This is a genomic window from Nocardioides daedukensis, assembly GCF_013408415.1.
GTDB classification, from domain to species: Bacteria; Actinomycetota; Actinomycetes; order Propionibacteriales; family Nocardioidaceae; genus Nocardioides; species Nocardioides daedukensis.
Genome location: NZ_JACCAA010000001.1, coordinates 780,001 through 799,609 on the forward strand (window position 1 = coordinate 780,001; position 19,609 = coordinate 799,609).

At 69.2% G+C, this 19,609-nt stretch carries 21 protein-coding genes; 9 read left to right on the forward strand and 12 right to left on the reverse strand.

Features of this window, described 5'->3' with window-relative positions; all coding sequences use genetic code 11:
- The first annotated feature begins 15 nt into the window (after positions 1 to 15).
- Together BJ980_RS03885 and BJ980_RS03890 are read left to right on the forward strand one after the other, a co-directional pair.
- A complete protein-coding gene (locus BJ980_RS03885) occupies positions 16 to 666 on the forward strand; it encodes a potassium channel family protein (RefSeq protein WP_218855662.1) in 651 nt (216 codons plus the stop codon).
- On the forward strand, positions 666 to 1,337 hold the full coding sequence (locus BJ980_RS03890) for a potassium channel family protein (protein WP_179501077.1): 672 nt from the start codon (positions 666 to 668) through the stop codon (positions 1,335 to 1,337). Before BJ980_RS03885 ends, BJ980_RS03890 begins: the two co-directional genes overlap by 1 nt.
- Positions 1,338 to 1,393: 56 nt before the next feature.
- On the opposite strand, the gene BJ980_RS03895 is transcribed toward BJ980_RS03890, so the two are convergent.
- Genes BJ980_RS03895 through dut form a run of 4 tightly spaced genes read right to left on the reverse strand, consistent with a single transcriptional unit; the run spans position 1,394 to position 3,704 of the window.
- A complete protein-coding gene (locus BJ980_RS03895) occupies positions 1,394 to 2,134 on the reverse strand; it encodes a DUF3159 domain-containing protein (protein ID WP_343047677.1) in 741 nt (246 codons plus the stop codon).
- 8 nt (positions 2,135 to 2,142) lie between these two features.
- A complete protein-coding gene (locus tag BJ980_RS03900) occupies positions 2,143 to 2,514 on the reverse strand; it encodes an OB-fold nucleic acid binding domain-containing protein (protein ID WP_179501078.1) in 372 nt (123 codons plus the stop codon).
- A gap of 18 nt (positions 2,515 to 2,532) precedes the next feature.
- Positions 2,533 to 3,195, reverse strand: coding sequence for a DUF3710 domain-containing protein (locus BJ980_RS03905; protein WP_179501079.1), 663 nt, complete (start codon positions 3,193 to 3,195; stop codon positions 2,533 to 2,535).
- Entirely contained in the window at positions 3,192 to 3,704 is a 513-nt protein-coding gene (dut, locus tag BJ980_RS03910; protein WP_179501080.1) for a dUTP diphosphatase, read from the reverse strand. Before dut ends, BJ980_RS03905 begins: the two co-directional genes overlap by 4 nt.
- A 51-nt stretch (positions 3,705 to 3,755) precedes the next feature.
- Between dut and BJ980_RS03915 the strand changes: the two genes are divergently transcribed.
- Positions 3,756 to 4,205 (forward strand): DUF3093 family protein, encoded by a 450-nt coding sequence (locus BJ980_RS03915; RefSeq protein ID WP_179501081.1) that lies wholly within the window; start codon positions 3,756 to 3,758, stop codon positions 4,203 to 4,205.
- Positions 4,206 to 4,236: 31 nt separating this feature from the next.
- Entirely contained in the window at positions 4,237 to 4,554 is a 318-nt protein-coding gene (locus BJ980_RS03920; RefSeq protein WP_179501082.1) for a DUF4235 domain-containing protein, read from the forward strand.
- A gap of 70 nt (positions 4,555 to 4,624) precedes the next feature.
- Here BJ980_RS03920 and BJ980_RS03925 read toward each other — a convergent pair whose 3' ends face one another.
- The 3 genes from BJ980_RS03925 to BJ980_RS03935 all read right to left on the reverse strand — a co-directional run bounded on the left by BJ980_RS03925 (position 4,625) and on the right by BJ980_RS03935 (position 6,938).
- Positions 4,625 to 4,915: a DUF4193 domain-containing protein gene (locus BJ980_RS03925; protein ID WP_179501083.1), complete on the reverse strand. Its 291-nt coding sequence runs from the start codon at positions 4,913 to 4,915 to the stop codon at positions 4,625 to 4,627.
- A 137-nt stretch (positions 4,916 to 5,052) separates the two neighbouring features.
- Positions 5,053 to 5,853, reverse strand: a complete 801-nt coding sequence (locus BJ980_RS03930) for an inositol monophosphatase family protein (protein ID WP_179501084.1) — start codon at positions 5,851 to 5,853, stop codon at positions 5,053 to 5,055.
- Positions 5,853 to 6,938 (reverse strand): ferrochelatase, encoded by a 1,086-nt coding sequence (locus tag BJ980_RS03935; protein ID WP_179501085.1) that lies wholly within the window; start codon positions 6,936 to 6,938, stop codon positions 5,853 to 5,855. The genes BJ980_RS03930 and BJ980_RS03935 overlap by 1 nt, the downstream gene beginning before the upstream one ends.
- Positions 6,939 to 6,995: 57 nt before the next feature.
- On the opposite strand from BJ980_RS03935, the gene BJ980_RS03940 reads away from it, so the two are divergent.
- Both BJ980_RS03940 and BJ980_RS03945 read left to right on the forward strand, forming a co-directional pair.
- The gene (locus BJ980_RS03940) at positions 6,996 to 8,198 is read left to right on the forward strand and encodes an MFS transporter (protein ID WP_179501086.1); all 1,203 of its coding nucleotides are present in this window, start codon (positions 6,996 to 6,998) and stop codon (positions 8,196 to 8,198) included.
- Between the two features lie 10 nt (positions 8,199 to 8,208).
- Positions 8,209 to 9,513: a D-arabinono-1,4-lactone oxidase gene (locus BJ980_RS03945; protein ID WP_179501087.1), complete on the forward strand. Its 1,305-nt coding sequence runs from the start codon at positions 8,209 to 8,211 to the stop codon at positions 9,511 to 9,513.
- 109 nt (positions 9,514 to 9,622) lie between these two features.
- Here BJ980_RS03945 and BJ980_RS03950 read toward each other — a convergent pair whose 3' ends face one another.
- On the reverse strand, positions 9,623 to 10,246 hold the full coding sequence (locus BJ980_RS03950) for a trimeric intracellular cation channel family protein (protein ID WP_179501088.1): 624 nt from the start codon (positions 10,244 to 10,246) through the stop codon (positions 9,623 to 9,625).
- 121 nt (positions 10,247 to 10,367) lie between these two features.
- Between BJ980_RS03950 and sepH the strand changes: the two genes are divergently transcribed.
- Both sepH and BJ980_RS03960 read left to right on the forward strand, forming a co-directional pair.
- Positions 10,368 to 11,387: a septation protein SepH gene (gene sepH / locus BJ980_RS03955; protein ID WP_179501089.1), complete on the forward strand. Its 1,020-nt coding sequence runs from the start codon at positions 10,368 to 10,370 to the stop codon at positions 11,385 to 11,387.
- Between the two features lie 52 nt (positions 11,388 to 11,439).
- Positions 11,440 to 13,437, forward strand: coding sequence for an SDR family oxidoreductase (locus BJ980_RS03960; RefSeq protein ID WP_179501090.1), 1,998 nt, complete (start codon positions 11,440 to 11,442; stop codon positions 13,435 to 13,437).
- Between the two features lie 13 nt (positions 13,438 to 13,450).
- Here the strand turns inward: BJ980_RS03960 and BJ980_RS03965 are convergent, their stop codons facing one another.
- Positions 13,451 to 14,254 (reverse strand): sulfurtransferase, encoded by an 804-nt coding sequence (locus tag BJ980_RS03965; RefSeq protein ID WP_179501091.1) that lies wholly within the window; start codon positions 14,252 to 14,254, stop codon positions 13,451 to 13,453.
- Between the two features lie 55 nt (positions 14,255 to 14,309).
- Here BJ980_RS03965 and BJ980_RS03970 point away from each other — a divergent pair, with 55 nt between their 5' ends.
- Entirely contained in the window at positions 14,310 to 14,972 is a 663-nt protein-coding gene (locus BJ980_RS03970; protein WP_179501092.1) for a thymidine kinase, read from the forward strand.
- Positions 14,973 to 15,032: 60 nt separating this feature from the next.
- Here the strand turns inward: BJ980_RS03970 and BJ980_RS03975 are convergent, their stop codons facing one another.
- The 3 genes from BJ980_RS03975 to BJ980_RS03985 all read right to left on the reverse strand — a co-directional run bounded on the left by BJ980_RS03975 (position 15,033) and on the right by BJ980_RS03985 (position 19,572).
- Positions 15,033 to 16,157 (reverse strand): alkaline phosphatase family protein, encoded by a 1,125-nt coding sequence (locus tag BJ980_RS03975; protein ID WP_343047678.1) that lies wholly within the window; start codon positions 16,155 to 16,157, stop codon positions 15,033 to 15,035.
- Positions 16,158 to 16,168: 11 nt separating this feature from the next.
- Positions 16,169 to 16,768: a DUF5998 family protein gene (locus tag BJ980_RS03980; protein ID WP_179501094.1), complete on the reverse strand. Its 600-nt coding sequence runs from the start codon at positions 16,766 to 16,768 to the stop codon at positions 16,169 to 16,171.
- 71 nt (positions 16,769 to 16,839) lie between these two features.
- A complete protein-coding gene (locus BJ980_RS03985; protein WP_179501095.1) occupies positions 16,840 to 19,572 on the reverse strand; it encodes a bifunctional acetate--CoA ligase family protein/GNAT family N-acetyltransferase in 2,733 nt (910 codons plus the stop codon).
- Between the last annotated feature and the right edge of the window lie 37 nt (positions 19,573 to 19,609).

The window sequence follows — 19,609 nt, forward strand, 5'->3', positions numbered from 1 at the left end:
GTGCATGTCGTGATCATGGGGTGTGGCCGTGTCGGCTCGACCCTCGCCCGCAGCCTCGAGGACCGCAACCACACGGTGTCGGTCATCGACAGCAATGCCGATGCCTTCCGACGGCTGGGCCCGTCGTTCAACGGGGACAAGATCACCGGCTACGGCTTCGACCAGGCGGTGCTGACCAAGGCCGGCATCAATCGGGCCGATGCCTTCGCGGCCGTCTCCAGCGGCGACAACTCCAACATCATCGCCGCCCGCGTGGCACGCGAGACGTTCGGCATCCAGCAGGTCGTGGCCCGGATCTATGACCCCGGTCGCGCCGAGGTCTACCAGCGCCTCGGCATCACCACCGTCGCCACGGTGAAGTGGACCGCCGACCAGGTCCTGCGCCGGATTCTTCCCGCCGGCGCCGAGCCCGACTTCCGCGACCCGTCCGGGACGATCCGGGTCGACCAGTTCCCGATCACCACGCCGTGGATCGGTCAACAGACGGTCGCCCTGCAGCAGCAGGCCGGCGTACGCATCGCCTGGATCGATCGCCTCGGCGAGGGAATGCTGCCCACCAGGGACACCGTGATGCAGGAGGGCGACCTGCTGCACATCGCGATGCGAGAGCAGAACGCAGCCGCGGCCTACGCCGTGCTGGAGAACGGTCCGGAGGCCGACGACTGATGCGGGTAGCAATTGCCGGGGCCGGCGCAGTGGGTCGCTCCATCGCCAGGGAGCTCATCGACAACGGCCATGAAGTGCTGCTGATCGACAAGAACGCTGGCTCGATCAAGCCCGAGAGCGTGCCGGACGCCGAGTGGCTCCTCGCCGACTCGTGCGAGCTGAGCTCGCTCGAGGAAGCTCGTCTCCAGCACTGCGACGTCGTGATCGCGGCGACCGGTGACGACAAGGCCAACCTGGTCACCTCGCTCCTGGCCAAGACCGAGTTCGGCGTGCCCCGCACGGTCGGTCGGGTCAACCACCCCAACAACGAGTGGCTCTTCACCGAGGCCTGGGGAGTCGACGTCAACGTCTCCACCCCGCGGATCATGTCGGCACTGGTCGAGGAGGCGGTCTCGGTCGGCGACCTGGTCCGACTGTTCACCTTCCGCAAGGGCAACGCGAACCTGGTCGAGATGACTCTCCCCGAGGACTCCCCCTATGTCGGCGAGCCGACCGGGCTGATCCCCTGGCCGGAGAACTGCGCCCTGGTCAGCATCCTGCGCGACGGGCAGGTCTACACCCCGGCCGGTGAACAACCCCTGGAGTCCGGGGACGAGCTGCTCTTCGTCGTCTCGGCGGACGTCGAGGAGACGCTCGAGCGGATGCTCGCTCCGTCAACCCACGGCGGCTGAGCAGCCCCAGAGATCAGGCCCGAATCGATCAGACCCGAGCGATCAGGCCCGAGCGATCAGGCCGGGTCCGCGTTCTTCTCGATCGGGGTCGCGTTGCGGCTCAGCAGCCACACCATCGCCCCGAGGGCGGCCAGCTGGAGCGGCCAGCCCATGACGAACTTGCAGAGCCCGAGCACCGCCACCGCAACGTCGGGATCCATGGCATCGCCCGTGGCTGCCAGATAGATCGGTGCCTGTACGACGACCCGGATCAGGCACGGCGCGACCAGCAACCAGGTCAGCCGTTGGCAGAGCCGGACCAGCTGCCGGTCCTGGCGCCACTCGGTCGGTTCGCCGGTGACACTGCCGACCATGAATCCGACCAACGGCCACCGGATGATGTTCGTCAGCGACAGGACGACCGCATATCCGGCGTTGTAGAGGATGCCCGGCAGGAAGTAGGCCAGCACCTGGTCATTGGCATCCCCGCCGCCCTTGGCTGCGCGCATGGCGAAGAAGGCACCGATCCCGATGCCGACCAGCGCGTTCACCGCGAACTGGATCGTGGAACGTTGGACCAGGCGCACCAGCAGCGCCAGCGCCGCGATCGCGGCGCTGACGATCAGGGCCAGCCGCAGGTCCTTGGTGGTCAGGAACAAAGCGGTGAACACGATCGTCGGAACAGCAGCCTCGACCATGCCGCGCCCGCCACCCAGCGCCTTGGAGAGCTGCTGACGAACCAGCATCTCGACCGTCTCGGGGGTCGCGTGGGCCTGAGTCTCGCCGGCCTCGGGCACCTGCTCGGCTGGCTGGTTCACGGGGACCTTCACGGTAGGAGTTCGTAGCGGGGGTTGTACATCACGCGCAGGCCGTCCTGGATGCTGATCCGTCCTTCGACGGTCAACGAGCGCCCCGGGTCGATGGCGGTGATCCGGCGACGGCCCAACCAGATCAGGGTGAGCACGCCGGTGCCGTCGGCGAGGTCGGCCTCCAGTGCCGGTACGCCACCGCGCGGTCGCAGGGTGACGGTCCGGATGCTGCCACTGAGCCGGACACGTTCCCGGTCCGGTGCGGCATCGATCGTCACCTGGCCCGAGGAGGAGAAGGATTCGCGCAGCTCACGCGTCTCCTGGTCCCCGCTGTCGGCCCAGTTGCTCAGTGCGCGACGCAGTCGACTGCGCACCTTCCCATCCGCCATGCTCACAGAGTAGGCGAGTCAGTCCACCTTGCGCGCCTGGGGCGGCAAGGTGATCGGCAGGGGGTCGCCGGGGGCCATCGGGCCCTCGCCACGGCGTACGACCAGCGAGCGGATCGCCTGGTTCCAGGGACCGGCCGCATCGGCCTCGACTGCGGGGCGACCGAGGAAGGTTGCCCGCAGGAACCAGCGCGGCCCGTTGATCCCGACGATGCGCGAGGGCTGGGTCGCGGTCGCGCCGTCGTCGGTCTTGACCGTGCGCTCACAGAACAGCTCGGTGCCGAAGTCACCCTCCTGCTCGGTGGCGGTGCCGCCGCGGCGCGCGGTGTCCGCGGCGATCTGACGACGTACATCGCTCCACATGTCACCGTTGCGCATGGCAGCGAAGGCACGCACCTCTACCGCGCCGGTCGGACCGGCCAGCATGATGCTCTGCACCTCGTTGGTCGTCTCCTCCACCTGGAGGCGCACCTCGAGTCCCTCGGCCGGCGCGATCAGGAGTCCACCGAGGTCGACCCGGTCGACGCCGTCACCCTCGAGATCGATCTCGGACGCGTCGTAGGGGCCGGTGGGCTCGGCGGCGACGGGATCGGCGGTCTCGTCGGTGGCCTCGTCCGTGGTCGCCTCGGCGGCCGTCGTGTCGGCTGCCGGGCTCTCGGTCTTCGACTTGCGACCAAACTTCACTGTGCACTCCTCGGGGTGCCGGCGGCCTGGCCAGCCGGCACGTGATCGGACGGATCGGGTGTGAAACCACCAGTGGAACCGTAGCCCCCGGATCCACGCGCGGTCTCATCCAACGTGTCGATCTCGACGAAGTCGGCACGCTCATAGCGCTGTACGACGAGCTGGGCGATCCGGTCGCCGCGGTTGAGCTGGACGGCGCTGTGGGCATCGAGGTTGACCAGCAGCACCTTGATCTCCCCGCGATAGCCGGCGTCGATGGTTCCCGGCGCGTTCACGATGCTGACGCCATGCCTCGCGGCCAGCCCGGAACGCGGGTGGACCAGGCCGACATACCCCTCGGGCAGCGCCAGGGCGACACCGGTCGGGACTAGTCGTCGCTCCCCCGGGGCAAGGGTCACGTCCACGGTCGTCATCAGGTCTGCACCGGCGTCGTCGTGGTGCGCGTAGGACGGGACGGGGAGGTCTCGATCGAGCCTCACGAGCGGGATCCGCACGGAGTTCACAGCCATGGTGGCGACCCTACCTGCGCGGCTCGGAAGTGGAGGTGGCAGGCTTCTCCCGTGCTGTACGCCGAACGCCTCACCGTGCCGCTGCGCTGGTGGGTGCAGGGAACGATGTTGGTTGCCTCCTTCTGGTTCGCCGTCGCCGTGGCGGTCCCGTCCGTCCTGGCCGCTGCCCTGGTGGCCCTGGCGTTCGGGCTCCTCGTCGCTGCCGGCTTCCTCTCCTACGGCAAGGCCAAGGTCTCGGTGGGTGAAGGGGAGCTGCACGCCGGCAGGGCGCACATCTCGCTTGCCCATGTCCGCGGCGCCGAGGCGCTCGACGCCGAGCGCACCCGACTGGTCGCCGGCCGCGAGGCCGACGCCCGCGCCTACCTCCTGCTGCGCCCCTACCTCAAGCGATCGGTGCGGGTGTGGATCGAGGACGACCGCGACCCCACGCCGTACTGGCTGATCTCCACGCGGCGCCCCAAGGCGTTGGTGGCTGCACTGGAGCAGACCACGAGCCACTAGTGTTGGTGCCATCGACCCACAGGAGGAACAGATGGCATCCGGCTCGAAGGCATGGACGATTCTCTCGCTCGTCGCGACCCTGGGCAGTGCGGCAGTCGCGAAGAAGGCGATCGACGGCGGCTGGAAGGCCGCCACGGGCAAGCAACCGCCGAGCAACCCCGCAGACCCTGACGTGGACATCTGGGAAGCCGTAATGTGGGCAACCGTCAGCGGCACGTTCATCGCGGTGATGAAGATGCTGGCCTCTCGCAAGGCCGCCAACTACTACGTGAAGTCCACCGGGCACCTGCCGCCCGACCTGCAGTCAGACGTCGACGCGGCTGCCAAGGCAGCCGGCGCGAAGGGCTGATCCACCTCGTCGCAGACGACACGAAGGAGCCGCGACCCCCGATGGGGTTGCGGCTCCTTCGCGTTGCGGTTCAGATGCAGTCGCGGCAGATGAGCTTCTTGGCATCCGCCAGCTGGCTGCGGTGGTGCACCAGGAAGCAGCTCATGCAGGTGAACTCGTCATCCTGGCGAGGCTTCACCTCGACGGCGAGCTCCTCGTGCGACAGGTCGGCCCCGGGCAGCTCGAAGGCTTCCGCCGCCTCGGCCTCGTCCTCGTCGACCTTGCCCGAGTTCTTGTCATGGCGGCGCGCCTTGAGCTCCTCGATGCTCTCTTCGCTCTGCTCTTCTTCGTTCTTGCGCGGTGCGTCGTAATCGGTCGCCATCAACTTCTCCAGTCAATCAACTGCGGGTAAGCGTCGTTGTCGTGGTGCATGACCCGGCGCAGATTGTGCACCATTGGCCGGGGTTCTGCACGCGCATTTCACACGACGTGTCGGGACCAACCGACACCGGGGTCCGGCTATTCCCCGAGGCTGCCGGACGACCCCGCCAGGAGGCCGCTGTCGACCAGTGCGGAACGCAGTGCCGCGAAGCCTTCGGGGGGTGCACAGATGAGCATCTGCCGTCCCGCGCGACCGGTGGTCAGCTCGGTCTGGGCACCCGCTTCTCGGGCGATCAGGGCCCCCGCCGCGTGGTCCCACTCGGCGATGCCCTCCTCGTAGTAGCCGTCCGCGGTTCCCTCGGCGATGTGGCACAGGTCCAGGGCACAGGACCCGAAGCGCCGGATGTCGCGGACCCGGGGCAGCAGGGTGGCCAGACCGGCCGCCTGCACGCGGCGTACGTCGGAGTCGTAGTTGAAGCCGGTGAGCACCAGGCTCTCGGCCAGTGGCGGGGCCGGGCGCACGCGGAGCCCGATGCCGTCGCGCTGGGCGCCCTCACCGAGCGCTGCCGACCACTCGACGCGGGTGGCCACGTTGACGACGGCTCCGGCCACCACCCGGCCGTCCTGCTCGGCGGCGATGGAGATCGCATATTCGGGCAGGCCGTAGAGGAAGTTCACCGTGCCGTCGATCGGGTCGACGATCCAGCGCACACCCGAGGTCCCGGCGACGCCGCCGTCCTCCTCGCCGAGGAAGCCGTCCTCGGGACGCTCGGCCAGGATCCGCTCGCGGATCAGACGCTCACTGGCCCGATCGACCTCGGTGACCACGTCGACCGGGCTGGTCTTCGTCGCTGCCACGTCGACGCCCTGGCTGTTGGCGGCCACGAAGTCCGCGGCCTCGCTTGCCACCCGGCGTGCCAGGTCGAGCAGCGCGCTCATCAGTCGCGTCCGCCCAGGGCGGGCATGGGGCCCTTCGCGTTGGCGCAGCACCCGGCAGCGCAGACGTCCCAGCAGGCGGGCAGGTTCCCCACGGCCGCACGGGAGACCTCTTCGCCGCGCTCGACGGCGGCCCGCTCGACGAGCAGGTCCCGGACCATCGCGACGAAGCGCGGGTCGATGCCCGCAGTGGCCGCGCGCGCGAAGGTGAGCCCGAGCCTCTCGGCGGTCGCTGCGGCCTCGGTGTCCAGGTCGTAGACGACCTCCATGTGGTCGGAGATGAAGCCGATCGGGACGAGCACCACAGCCGGTCGTGCGCCGGCGGCGAGCTCCTCGAGGTGGTCGTTGACGTCCGGCTCGAGCCACGGCGTGCGGGGTGAACCGGACCGCGAGCAGTAGACGAGGTCGTGACGGTGCCGGTGACCGGTCTCGAGCCGGACCCGCTCGACGACCTCCTCCGCGACGCTGCGGTGCTGGTCGACGTAGGCCGAGCCCTCCGGACCGCTCGCCTCGTTCATCGCGGTCGGGATGGAGTGGGTGACGAAGATCAGGTGCGCGTCGTCGCGAGCCTCGTGGGGCAGCTCGGCGATCGCGGACAGCGACGCGTCGACCATCGCGGTGATGAACCCGGGGTGGTTGAAGTAGTGGCGCAGTCGGTCCAGGACCGGCGCACCCTCGACCGCTGCGCTCGCCTCGGCAAGGTTCTCGCGATATTGCCGGCAGCCCGAGTAGGACGAGTAGGCCGAGGTCACGAAGCAGGCGGCCCGCTTGATGCCGTCACGCTTCATCTCGGCCAGGGTGTCGGCCAGGTAGGGGTCCCAGTTCCGGTTGCCCCAATAGACGGGCAGGTCGATGCCATTGCTGGAGAAGTCCTCACGGATCGCCGCGAGCAGGGCGCGGTTCTGGTCGTTGATCGGCGACTTCCCGCCGAAGCCGAAGTAGTGCTCCCCCACCTCGACCAGTCGCTCGCGCGGGATGCCGCGGCCACGTGTGACGTTCTCCAGGAACGGCACCACGTCCTCGGGCTTCTCGGGTCCCCCGAAGGAGACCAGGAGCAGGGCGTCGTACGGCGTCACGTCGGGCTGCATGGGTCCATCCTAGGAACCCCGTTGGCACCGGCACGGGCGGCCCGGCAGACTCTCTGCGTGCTGACTCCCTATCGTCGCGTGCTCGCCACTCCCGGCGCTGTTCGCTTCAGCCTCAGCGCGTTCGTGGGGCGGCTGCCGATCTCGATGATCAGCCTTGGGATCGTGTTGCTGGTCGAGGGCGCCACCGGCTCGTACGCGACGGCGGGGACGGTCGCGTCGGCCTACCTGTTGGCCAACGCGTTCTTCGCCATCGTGCACGGCCGGTTGGTCGACCGGTTCGGGCAGGCAACCGTGCTGCCGCTGGCCCAGGGCCTCTTCACCGGGGCGCTGGCCCTGATGGCCTGGGCCGCCCAGGACGACTGGGGCAGCCTTGCCGTGCACGGCTTCGCGGCACTGGCCGGAGCGACGCTGCCCCAGCTGGGCGCCTGCGTGCGTGCCCGCTGGTCCTGGGTGCTCGAGGAGCCTCGGCAGGTGCAGACCGCCTATGCCTTCGAGTCGGTGGTCGATGAGGTCGTCTTCGTCACCGGTCCGACCCTGGTCACCTTCCTGGCCACCGCGTGGCACCCGGTCGCCGGGCTGGCCGTCGCGGGCGCCACCGGTCTCGTCGGCGCGATCACGCTCGCCGCGCAGCGCGGCACGCAGCCACCGGCACGCTGGGACGGGTCCCGCACCGACGTCGGCGAACGCCCCCCGATGCCCTGGCTGGTGGTGGTCCCGCTGGCCGTCGTCTGTGTCGCCCTCGGCGCGGTGTTCGGCTCCGTGGAGGTGATCACCGTGGCGTTCTCCGAGGAACAGGGCGCCAAGGCCTGGGCCGGGCCGCTGCTGGCGCTGTGGGCGATCGGGAGCCTGTCCGCCGGGGTCGTCTCGGGCGCGATCAACTGGCGGACACCACCCGAGAGTCGCGTCGGCTGGGGCGTGCTCGCCCTGGGTCTCGCCACCGCTCCGCTGCTGCTGGTCGACTCGATGTGGCTGATGGGTGTGCTGCTGCTGCTCGGCGGGATGGCCATCGCACCCACCCTGATCGCGACGATGTCGGTGGTGGAGCGCGAGGTGCCCACCGGGCGCCTGACCGAGGGGATGGCGATCGTGCACACGGGGCTCGGCATCGGCATCGCTCCCGGGGCTGCCCTGGCCGGGATGCTGATCGACGAGCACGGCGCCAATCCGGCGTACGTCGTGCCCCTGGCAGCCGGTGTGCTGGGTTTCGCGGCGGCCTGGTGCGGGCGCCGAATCGTCACGGGAAGCCGTGCGATGCCCTAATCTCGGCGCCATGCACACCTGGCAGAACTGGTCCGGGCTGGAGACCGCCCACCCCACCGAGGTCATCACTCCCGCCACCCCCGACGAGGTCGCCGTGGCCGTACGTCGAGCGGCCGCTGCCGGGGACAGGGTCAAGATGGTCGGCACCGGTCACAGCTTCACCTCCATCTCCGCGCCCGAGTCCGTGATGCTGCGTCCGGACGGGCTGAGCGGGATCACCGCGGTCGATCGTGCGGCGATGACCGTGACTGCGCTGGCCGGGACTCCCCTGTACGTGCTCAACTCGGAGCTGGCCCGGATGGGCCTCTCGCTGCACAACATGGGTGACATCGCCGAGCAGACCCTGGCCGGCGCCACCAGCACGGGCACGCACGGGACCGGGGGCGTGAAGGCCTCACTCTCCGCGCAGCTGGCGGGCCTGCGCCTGGTCACCGGGGATGGCAGCACGGTGGTGGCCTCGCGCGACGAGAACCCCGACGTCTTCGCCGCGGCACGGATCGGGCTCGGTGCCCTGGGTGTGATCACCCACGTCACCTTCGAGGTAGAGCCACTGGGTGTGCTGGAGGCGCACGAGCAGCCGATGGGCTGGGACGAGGCGCTGGCACGCTATGACGAGTTCGTCTCGCAGAACCACCACTGCGACATGTACTGGTTCCCGCACACCGACCGGATGCAGGTCAAGACCAACAACCGACTCGACGTACCCATCGACGAGATCGATCCGGTCGGCCGGTTCCGCGGCTGGCTCGACGACGACTTCCTGTCCAACTCGGTCTTCGGCCTGGTCAATCGCCTCGGCAACCGGGCCCCCGGCCTGATCCCGCGGATCAACGACCTGTCGGGTCGCCTGCTGTCGGAGCGTCGCTACAGCGACATCCCGCACCGGGTCTTCACGTCCCCGCGCCGCGTCGTCTTCAAGGAGATGGAGTACGCCGTGGCGCGCGAGGTGGGCCTCGACGTGCTGCGCGAGGCGCGCCAGCTGATCGAGCGCAAGGGCTGGCGGATCGGCTTCCCGGTCGAGATCCGGATGACGCCCGCCGACGACATCACGCTGGGCACCTCCACCGGCCGCGACTCGATCTACCTGGCCTTCCACGTGCACGAGCATGCCGAGCACCTCGACTACTTCGGCGGGGTCGAGGAGATTCTGAAGGCTGCCGGCGGTCGCCCCCACTGGGGCAAGGTGCACACCCGCCAGGCTGCCGACCTGGCCGAGGTCTACCCACGGTTCGAGGAGTTCCTGGCGTTGCGCGACCGCCTCGACCCCGGCCGGGTCTTCGCCAACGACTACCTGCGCCGCGTCCTCGGCGACTGACTCCCCCTCCCCTCGCCGACCCGGCAGTTGTTGACACCCCACCTCGCCGAGTCGGCAGTTGTTGACGCCTCCCCTGCGTCAACAACTGCCGGGTCGACGCTAAGAACGGTCAGACGCTGGACTGGCCACCGGGCTTGGGCGCCTGCCAGTTGCGGCGGAGTGCGACGAGGCGCCAGACCAGGCAGAGCAGTCCACCGATCGCGGCCAGGTAGAGGGGCTGCCCGAACTCGTGGAGCACGGCCACGACAGCGGCTCCGGCGAGAGCAGGGGTGGCATAGAGCTCACCGCGGAAGACCACCGGGACCCGCCCGGCCAGGACGTCGCGGATCATGCCGCCGCCGATCCCGGTGACCATCCCCATCAACGCCGCCGGAACCGGCCCGAGGCCATACTCCATCGCCTTGATCGCACCGGTGACACAGAACAGCGAGAGCCCGAAGGCGTCCAGGACGTTGATGTGTCGCTCGATCCGCGCCAACGCCGGATGGGCGAAGAAACAGAGCAGTCCAGCCGTGACCGGGACCAGGAGATAGCGCCAGTCGGCGAGCGCCGCAGGTGGCGTGGCATCGATCAGGACGTCCCGGATGAACCCGCCGCCCAGGCCGGTCGCCCCGGCCAGGACCAGCACTCCGAACAGGTCGAGATCCTTGCGGATGGCGACCAGCGCACCGGACATCGCGAACACGAAGATGCCGAGGAGGTCGAGGCTGACCAGGATCGACATCGGGCTCATGGAGCTGAGGCTATCGTCGCCGACGGTGGCGCGCCGCCCTCGCTCCCCCGACGCCGAGCGTGGCTGGCGTAGGCTCATCGCACACCGGAGAAGGATCCACACGACAAGGACGAGAGAGACGATGCTGCACCTCACGCTCGCAGGGCTGAGTGAGGACAAGAAGCGTCTACTCCTCGTCAGTGACAAGGGCGAGGAGTTCAGCCTCACCGTGGACGACAAGCTCCGGGCCGCCCTGCGCGGCGAGCACGCCCGCCTCGGCCAGTTGGAGATTCAGATGGAAAGCACGCTCCGTCCCCGTGACATCCAGGCCCGCATCCGCGCTGGTGAGTCACCCGAGTCAGTCGCCCAGGCGGCACACACGACGGTCGACAAGATCCTGCCGTTCGCGAACCCCGTCCTCGCCGAGCGCGAGCACATTGCCCAGCGCGCCCAGAGATCTTCGGTACGCCGTCGCAGCGGCGACTCCGGTGCCCGCACGCTGGGCGAGGCCGTCTCCGCCCAGTACAGCCAGCTGAACCTGCACAGCAACACCGTGCAGTGGGACGCCTGGCGTCGCGAGGACGGCCGGTGGACCCTCACCGCCGCCTATGTCGCGGGCAAGAAGAAGGGCACCGCGCGGTTCACCTTCGACCCTCCCGGCAACTACGTGACGATGGAGAATGACGAGGCTCGCTGGCTGGTGGGTGAGGCACCCACGAGCACCCCGGCCGCCCCGGATCGCGACGACCTCCAGAAGGCCCGGCAACGCCGCCTCAGCGCCATCCCCGAGGACGAGCTGCCCTTGGGCGACGACGCCATCTCGCTGGTCACCGATGCGCCGGCCCCCACCCCGGAGGAAGACCCCGACGAGTCGACGGTGGACCTGACCGAGGCCGCCCGCGCGGTGCGTGAGGTCGAGCAGGCCCCGGAGACAACCCCCGAGACTGCGCCGGACCCCGCCTTCGAGGCGACGCCCGAGCCGTTGTCGGAGGTGCCCCGCGCACCCGCCGAGGAGCGAGCAGACAGCGCCGAGACGGGCCGTGACTCGGATCCTGAGCCTGAGCCCGAACGGCAGCCGACCCGCAAGCCGGCCCGCAAGAAGGGTCGCGCCTCGGTGCCGAGCTGGGACGAGATCATGTTCGGCGGCGGCAAGCAGGACTGATTTCTTTGCGTCGGGGCCCTCACGGGCGGGAGTTCTCCCCTAGGCTCCTGACATGTCCTACTTTGTGACCGGCGCCACAGGATTCATCGGGCGATTCCTCGTGCCCGAGCTCCTGGGCAATCGCCAGGGCGAGATCTTCGTCCTGTGCCGTGAGTCCTCACTGCCCAGGATGCAGCAGCTGATCAGTCGCTGGGGCTCCGAGCGGGTGGTGCCGGTGATCGGCGACCTCGGTGCACCCGACCTCGGTGTCGATCCCGAATGGATCGCGGAGCATGGCGGGGAAGTCGAGCACTTCTTCCACCTCGCCGCGATCTATGACATGACAGCGGACGACGCCACCAACGACGCGATGAACGTCGAGGGCACCCACAACGCGCTCTCGTTGGCCCGCTCGCTGGAGGTCTCCGCCTTCCACCAGGTCTCCTCGGTGGCGGCCGCCGGGACCCATCACGGCGTGTTCGACGAGACCATGTTCGACGAGGGTCAGCACCTGCCCTCGCCGTATCACCGCACCAAGTTCGAGTCCGAGAAGATCGTCCGCGAGTCCGGGCTGCCGTGGCGGGTCTATCGTCCGGCGATCGTGGTGGGTCACTCCGAGACCGGAGAGATGGACAAGGTCGATGGGCCCTACTACTTCTTCCCCGTGCTGAAGCGCCTGCGGGACTCGCTGCCGGCCTGGCTGCCCCTGCTCGGCCTGGACCTGGGCAACACCAATGTGGTCCCGGTCGACTACGTGGCCAGGGCGATGGACCACCTGGCTCACCTGCCCGGTCACGACGGCAAGGCGTTCCACCTGGTCAACCCCGATCCCCAGCCGGTCGTCGACATGATCAACGCGTTCTGCGGTGCCGCCGGGGCGCCCCGGTTCGCCACTCCCCTGCGTCGCGTGCCCACCGAGTCCGCGCTCGGCGCGTTGCCGAAGAGGCTGCGTCCGCTCAACGTGATCAACTCCGCGCTGCGCAGCGCCCCGGCCCAGGCGATGCTCGGCCAGACCGCCGGTCGTGCCGGCATCCCGCCCGAGATCCTGTCCCACTCCAGCTTCGAGTCGACCTTCGACTCACGCCGTACCCAGCAGGCGCTGGCCGGGTCAGGAATCGACGTGCCCGACCTGGAGAGCTATGCCGGCGTGCTGTGGTCCTTCTGGGAGGAGAACCTCGACCAGACGACCGCCCGGGATCAAGATGTACGTCGTGCCCTCGAGGGTCGCCACGTGGTGATCACCGGCGCCTCGTCCGGCATCGGCCAGGTCACCGCGCTGAAGGTGGCCCAGGCCGGCGGCATCCCTGTCCTGGTCGCCCGTGGCCGCGAGAAGCTCGGGGACCTCAAGGCCACCATCGAGATGCGCGGCGGGCAGGCCCATGTCTTCCCCTGCGACCTCTCCGACCTCGAGGCGATCGACACGTTGTGCGAGCGCCTGTCGAACGAGCTCCCGTCGGTGGACTACCTGGTCAACAACGCCGGCCGCTCGATCCGGCGTTCGATCAGGTTGAGCCACGACCGGTTCCACGACTTCGAGCGCACCATGCAGCTGAACTACTTCGGAGCGATTCGGCTGATCATGGGGCTCTTCCCCGTGATGCGCGAGCAGAAGCGCAGCCACATCGTGAACATCTCCTCGATCGGGGTGCAGACCAACCCACCACGCTTCGCGGCGTACGTCGCCTCCAAGGCCGCGCTCGACTCCTGGAGCAACGTGGTGGCGTCCGAGGTGGTCGGCGACGGGATCACCTTCACCAACGTGCACATGCCGCTGGTGAAGACGCCGATGATCGCGCCCACGAAGATCTATGACAAGTTCCCCACCATCTCCCCGGCGCAGGCGGCCGACGTAGTGATCAAGGCACTGGTGGAGAAGCCGCACGAGCTGAACACCGTGCTGGGCAACGCCGGCGCGGTCGCGCACACGGTCGCCCCGAAGGCCGCCTTCCGGGTGCTGAACATGGCCTATCACGTGTTCCCGGACTCCGCGGCCGCTCGCGGCTCCGACGACGCGAAGCGAGAGAGCGAGCAGGTCATGCTCGCCCGCCTCTTCAAGGGCATCCACTGGTGATGCCCGGCGCGGGCTACTCCACCGGTCGGTCGGGGTCGGTGATCCAGTCGCTCCACGAGCCCGGATAGAGCGCTGCGCTGACGCCGACGAGCTCGAGAGCGAGTACGTCGTGAGCAGCCGTCACGCCCGACCCGCAGTAGACCGCCACCTCGGTGTCCGGCACGGCGCCGACACCGGCATAGGTCTGCGCCAGCTCGTGACCGCTGCGGAAGTGGCCCGTGTCGTCGACGTTGGCCGACGTGGGCACGTTGACGGCACCCGGGATGTGCCCGGCGACCGGGTCGACCGGCTCGACCTCGCCGCGGTAGCGCTCCGGGGCACGGGCATCGATGAGCACCGGGACCTCGGGGACACCGGACGCCTCGACCACCGGCATCCCTCCCGGTTCGCCGTCGAAGTCACCCGGCTCGATCGGCCCAGCGCCGGTCTCGATCTCCCCACCCTCGGCCTGCCACGCCGCCCAGGCACCGTCGAGCACCCGGACGTCCTGGTGGCCGTAGTGGCGCAACAGCCACCAGCAGCGTGCGGCCGCATGCCCGAGCCAGTCGTCGTACACCACCACCGGGCGGTCGTTGCTGACACCGCAACGACGCATCGCCTCCACGAAGGTCTGCGGGTCCGGCAACGGGTGCCGACCGCCTTCGCCCGGGGGCGCGGCGAGGTCGTGGTCGAGATCGACGTACGCCGCTCCCGGCACGTGGCCGCTCTCGAACTCCTCAAGGCCCGCGGGCCCGCCCATCCGGTAGCGCACGTCGAGGATGGTCGCGCCGGAGCGCTGGTGGCGCAGTTCTGCTGCCGAGATCAGTGGACTGGTCATGGACCCAGTCTGCCCGCCCGTTGGTGCCCGCGGGCGCGTGGCATCATTGCGCCCCGTGGCTGAACTTCACTTCTTCACCGGCACGATGGACTCCGGCAAGAGCACGCTCGCGCTGCAGACCAACCACAACCACGCCGCGCGAGGACGGATCGGCCGCATCTTCACCACCCACGACCGGGCCGGCGAGGCAACGCTCTCCTCACGCCTGGGGCTGACCCACGCGGCGCTCGAGGTGTCCACCGACTTCGACTTCTGGCGCTATGTGGTCGACACGCTGACCCAGGGTGGACGCATCGACTACCTGATCTGCGACGAGGGACAGTTCTACACCTCCGAGCAGGTCGACCAGCTCGCCAAGATCGTCGACGAGCTCCAGATCGACGTCTTCGCCTTCGGCATCCTGACCGACTTCCGCTCCCAGCTCTTCCCGGGCAGCGCGCGCTTCGTCGAGCTGGCGGACCGGATGAACGTGCTCCAGGTCGAGGCCCTGTGCTGGTGCGGCAAGCGAGCCACGCACAATGCCCGCACCGAGAACGGCGCCATGGTCACCGAGGGTGACCAGGTCGTGGTCGGCGACGTCGAGGACCGTGAGTCGGACCCGGCGGACCCCGCTGACATCGCCTACGAGGTGCTCTGCCGCCAGCACCACCGGCGCAAGCTCACGGCTGCGCGCGCGAAGGCCGTGTCGCTGGCGCCCGATCCGTTGCCGTTCGGCTGATCCGTCCCGCGACCGGGTCCTGCCTCGGTCATCAGCGCGGCCACAAAAAGCCCGCGAGGATCAGTCGATGATGATCGGGATCATCATCTCGTCGGCCGTCAACGAGCCGTGCATGCCGACCAGCGTGTTCTCATAGCCGAAGTCGCGCGTCGAGACGATCGCGTTGTCCCCGCGGCAGGCGATCATCACGTCGCCCAGGCGGGAGCGGACGGGATGTGCCACCGGACCGAACCATCCCTTGCCGATCACCTCGTCCCGGGTCAACACCTCGGCGCGGTCGCCCAGCTCGGAGCGCCAGGTGGCCACGACGTCCTCGACCGCACCGGGACGGCAGTAGAGGTGCCGGAACCGGGCCTCTCCCCCCATCAGCGCGACGCCGTCGCGCAGGTGCGTCTGCTCGTCGACGTCGACGCGGGACGTCATCGGCACGTCGACCATCCCGTGGTCGGCGACGACCACCAGCCGCACGCTCGAGGGCAACGACTCACGCAGCTGCTCCGCCTCGGCGTCGATCATCGCGAGCTGCTGCAGCCACGCGGTCGAGGCCACCCCGAACTTGTGGCCGGTCCAGTCCAGGTCACTGTCATAGAGATAGGTCAGCGAGGGCCCACGCCCGGCGGCAGCGATCGCGCCGGCCAGCCGTTCCCCGATCTTGTCGGCGCCGACATAGTCCGCGCCACGGTGCGCCGCCCGGGTCAGACCGGAGTCCTCAAAGGCACGCTTGTTCACCGAGGTCACCTGCACCCCGGCCCGCTGGAGCTGGGCGAAGGCGGTGTCGTTCGGCTGCCACTCGACCGGGTCGACGCTCCTGTCCCAGTCGAGGTGGTTGAGCAGCCTGTCGGTGCCCGGGATCCGGGCGGTGAAGCCGACCAGTCCGTGCTGGCCGGGCGCCAGACCGGTGCCGAGCGAGGTGAGGGAGGTGGCCGTCGTCGACGGGACCCCGGCAGTCCCGGGACGCGAGGTCAGCTCCGAGAGGTAGGGCGCGGCGTGCGCATAACGCTGCAACAGCTGCTGGCCCAGCCCGTCGATCAGGAACACCACGTAGCCCTCGGCCGACGGAAGCTCCAGGTCGCTGGGCACGCTGCCCAGCGGTGAGCCGAGCGCGGACGCGACGGCAGGGACGACATCGGCCAGCGAGCGCACGGAGTACGCCGGCTCGACGAGCGCGGCGCCATTCTCGTGCACGGGAGCCGCCATCAGTGCTGGGCGTTGCCGTGCGTGGCAGCCGAGAGCGAGCCGGCGAAGGCCAGCAGTGAGTTCACCGCGTCGTGGCCCTCTGCTGCGGCCGAGACGCGCAGGGAGAAGTCATCGGCGGCCAGCACCCCGGTGTAACCGTGGTCTGCCTCGCACTGCGGGTCGGCGCACGCGGCCGGTTCCAGGTCGATGCGTCCCACGCCGCCCCAGCCGACGGTGAGCACTGCCTCGGCAGCGGGCTGCGGTCCGGACGTCGGGTTCGCCACCATCCGGGTGACCACCACGGACCGGACCGAGGAGAGTGCGATCGCCTCGGTCGACGTCGAGGTGTAGGGCTGCGGCAGCAGGTCGTCGCCGGCGTGCTCGTCGGTGTGCGCCAGGATCAGCCGCGTCGGGGTGAGCACGACGACGGTGATGTGACGACGTACCTCGTCACGCTCGATGGTGGGCTCGTGGTGGACGTAGTAGGAGACGACTTCCTCCCCCGCCACGGCACCCCCGACACCGTCGGCGACGACCTCGGGGTAGTAGCCGGTCCGGTCGATGGCGGCCCTCAACGCCGCAGGAGTGCCAGAGGAGTCGCTCAGTCCACGGTTGCGCATGTGTCCGAGTCTGTCACGCGGGGCGCACGGCCGGAAAAGCGCAGCCTTCCCGGCCCTCGCCCCCGATCCCCTCAGCCCGGGATGGTGTCGCCTGGGTCAGCGTTGAGGCGACGGACGAACCAGTCGGAGCGCAGGTCCGCCACCGGTTCGACACGACCCTCGGCAGTGAGCACGGTGGCGGCATCCTTGCCGGCCAGGACCAGCGAGAGCACGATCGAGCGCAGTGCCGGGAAGTCGTTCTTCAACCGTGCCAGCAGCATGATCAGGGTCTCGATCCGGTCGACGTCGACCACCTCGCTGCCGCGATAGCCGAAGAGCATCGGCGAGCTCTTGATCTCCCGGGTCATCGCCCGAGCCTCGTGCTGGTTCAACGGCGGGATCCGGTAGGCCCTGTCGCCGAGCAGCTCGGTCAGCGGCCCCGAGATCCCGAAGGACACCACCGGCCCGAACAGCGGGTCCTCCACTGCGCCGATGCCGACCGGGACTCCCGGCGGGGCGCTCTTCTGTACGACGAACCCTGCCGAGGCCGGATCGGTGATCACCTCGAGCAGTGACTCGAAGCCGTCGCGCATCTCGTCCTCGTCGTCGATCGCGCGCCAGACGTGGGCCAGGTCGGGACGATTGCGCAGGTGCTCGGCAGTTGCCTTGAGGATCACGTTCCAGCCGAGCTTGTGCCCCGCCTCGATCGCCTCCTCGAGCGTGGTCACCGGGATCGGTTCCCACAGCTCGACGTTGTAGGCGGCCAGCAGGTCGCGCAGCTCGTGGAACTCGAGGTCGCGCCCCTCCGGGGTGTTCATCAGGATCGTGTTGATCAGCAGCTTCGCCGCCTGGGTGTCGACCGTCTCGACCTCGACAGGCTCGCCCTCCTCGGGGGTGCGCAACCAGACGGCGTACTCCACGACGTGGGCCAGCGCCCGCACCGCTGCTTCGACCGCGGGATAGGAGGGAACCGAGCCGCGACCTGCCGTCGACCCCGCCACGTCCGGGACCCGGAGCAGCTCGGGGACACCCTCGGCGCCGAGGAAGGTGGAGACCAGCGGCTTGTCCGACTGCTCCCCCACGGCGGCCAGGACGTTGGCGACCTCCTCGCCGGTGACGTTGAGCGGCGGGATGTAGACCGCGACCACGGCGTCCACGTCGGGATCGTCGATGGCCGCGTCCAGTGCGTCCTCGAAGTCCTCGGCCGTGGCATCCGCACCCAGGGCCACCGACTTGCTGACCACCAGACCGACGGATGCGGCGGCGTCGTTGGCCAGCAGCCCGAGGGCGTCGGAGTTGCCGACCACGGCGACCCGTCGTCCCGTCGGCAGCGGCTGGTGGGCCAGCAGCTGGGCGACGTCGAACATCTCCTCCAGCGTGTCGACCTGGATGATCCCGGCCTGTCGGAACATCGCATCGACTGCTTGCTGGGGCGCGGCGATGGTGCGCACGGCGTGCCCCATCGGCACACCCTGCGTGGTGCGCCCCGAGCGGACCGCCACCACCGGCTTGCGGCGCGAGACCCGGCGAGCGATCCGGGAGAACTTCCGCGGGTTACCGATCGACTCCAGGTAGAGCAGCACGACCTCGGTTGTGTCGTCCTCCTCCCAGTACTGGAGAAGATCGTTGCCCGAGACGTCGGCACGGTTGCCGGCGCTGACGAACGTGGACAGGCCGAGGCCCCGGTTGTAGACCTTCTCCAGGATCGCCGAGCCCAGGGCACCGGACTGGCAGAAGAAGCCGGCACGGCCCCGCGGTGGCATCAGCCCGGACAGGGAGGCGTTCAGCGAGCGCTCGGGATCGGTGTTGATGATGCCCAGGCAGTTCGGGCCGATCAGTCGCAAGCCGTACGAGCGAGCGAGCCCGACCAGGCGACGCTGCCTGCGGCGCCCCTCGTCACCGGTCTCGGCGAACCCCGACGAGATGACGATCAGCCCGTGCACGCCCTTGGCTGCACAGTCCAGGACGACGTCCTGCACGGCAGAGGCGGGGACGGCGACGATCGCGAGGTCGACCTCACCGGGGATCTCGGTGACCGAGGAATAGGCGGGCAGGCCGGAGACCGCGTCGGCGGAGGGGTTGACCGCATAGACGACGCCGGTGAAGTCAGCGGTGATCAGGTTGCGCACCAGTGCCTGGCCGATCGTGTCCTGGCGGCGGCTGGCGCCGACGACCGCGACCGAGCGGGCATTGAAGAAGCGTGAGATCGAGGCCGACTCCGCCCGGTGCTCACGGTTCTCCATCACCCCGATCGCGGTCGTGGTCGGATCGATGTCGAACTGGAGACTCATCACGCCGTCCTCGAAGCCACCGGCGACGTGGTAGCCGGCGTCCTTGAACGTGGTGATCATCCGGCGGTTGTCGGGCAGCACCTCGGCGGTGAACTTCTCGACGCCGAGCTCGCGGCCGGCCTGGGCGAGGTTCTCGAGCAGGATCTGGGCCAGCCCGCGTCCGTGGTGCTGGTCCTCGACGAGGAAGGCAACCTCGGCCTCACCGGGCTTGATCACGTCATAGCGACCGACCGCGATCATCCGGTCGGCCAGGATCACCACGAAGGCGACCCGGTCGTGGTGATCGACATTGGTGAACCGCTTCACGTCACGCTCGGAGAGCGTCGGCATCGGCGAGAAGAAGCGGTAGTACTTCGATTCCTCCGAGACGCGCGAATAGAAGTCGACGAGCAGCTGGTCGTCCTCCGGACGGATCGGGCGCACGTGCGCGGTGCTGCCATCGAGGAGGAGGACATCGGCAGACCAGTGTCGCGGTGGCGTCGGAGTGCTGCTCTCGGTCGAGATCACATCACGAAATCTAGCGGGTGCGGCCATGCTGGTGCGCCTTGGGCGGCGTGCCCACCGCGATTCC

Excerpts from the sequence above, each read along its gene's own strand:
- BJ980_RS03885 (WP_218855662.1), top strand. The coding sequence starts at position 16 with ATGGGGTGTGGCCGTGTCGGCTCGACCCTCGCCCGCAGCCTCGAGGAC.
- BJ980_RS03890 (WP_179501077.1), top strand. The coding sequence starts at position 666 with ATGCGGGTAGCAATTGCCGGGGCCGGCGCAGTGGGTCGCTCCATCGCC.
- BJ980_RS03900 (WP_179501078.1), bottom strand. The coding sequence starts at position 2,514 with ATGGCGGATGGGAAGGTGCGCAGTCGACTGCGTCGCGCACTGAGCAAC.
- dut (WP_179501080.1), bottom strand. The coding sequence starts at position 3,704 with ATGGCTGTGAACTCCGTGCGGATCCCGCTCGTGAGGCTCGATCGAGAC.
- BJ980_RS03920 (WP_179501082.1), top strand. The coding sequence starts at position 4,237 with ATGGCATCCGGCTCGAAGGCATGGACGATTCTCTCGCTCGTCGCGACC.
- BJ980_RS03925 (WP_179501083.1), bottom strand. The coding sequence starts at position 4,915 with ATGGCGACCGATTACGACGCACCGCGCAAGAACGAAGAAGAGCAGAGC.
- BJ980_RS03930 (WP_179501084.1), bottom strand. The coding sequence starts at position 5,853 with ATGAGCGCGCTGCTCGACCTGGCACGCCGGGTGGCAAGCGAGGCCGCG.
- BJ980_RS03935 (WP_179501085.1), bottom strand. The coding sequence starts at position 6,938 with ATGCAGCCCGACGTGACGCCGTACGACGCCCTGCTCCTGGTCTCCTTC.
- BJ980_RS03945 (WP_179501087.1), top strand. The coding sequence starts at position 8,209 with ATGCACACCTGGCAGAACTGGTCCGGGCTGGAGACCGCCCACCCCACC.
- BJ980_RS03950 (WP_179501088.1), bottom strand. The coding sequence starts at position 10,246 with ATGAGCCCGATGTCGATCCTGGTCAGCCTCGACCTCCTCGGCATCTTC.
- sepH (WP_179501089.1), top strand. The coding sequence starts at position 10,368 with ATGCTGCACCTCACGCTCGCAGGGCTGAGTGAGGACAAGAAGCGTCTA.
- BJ980_RS03960 (WP_179501090.1), top strand. The coding sequence starts at position 11,440 with ATGTCCTACTTTGTGACCGGCGCCACAGGATTCATCGGGCGATTCCTC.
- BJ980_RS03965 (WP_179501091.1), bottom strand. The coding sequence starts at position 14,254 with ATGACCAGTCCACTGATCTCGGCAGCAGAACTGCGCCACCAGCGCTCC.
- BJ980_RS03980 (WP_179501094.1), bottom strand. The coding sequence starts at position 16,768 with ATGCGCAACCGTGGACTGAGCGACTCCTCTGGCACTCCTGCGGCGTTG.
- BJ980_RS03985 (WP_179501095.1), bottom strand. The coding sequence starts at position 19,572 with ATGGCCGCACCCGCTAGATTTCGTGATGTGATCTCGACCGAGAGCAGC.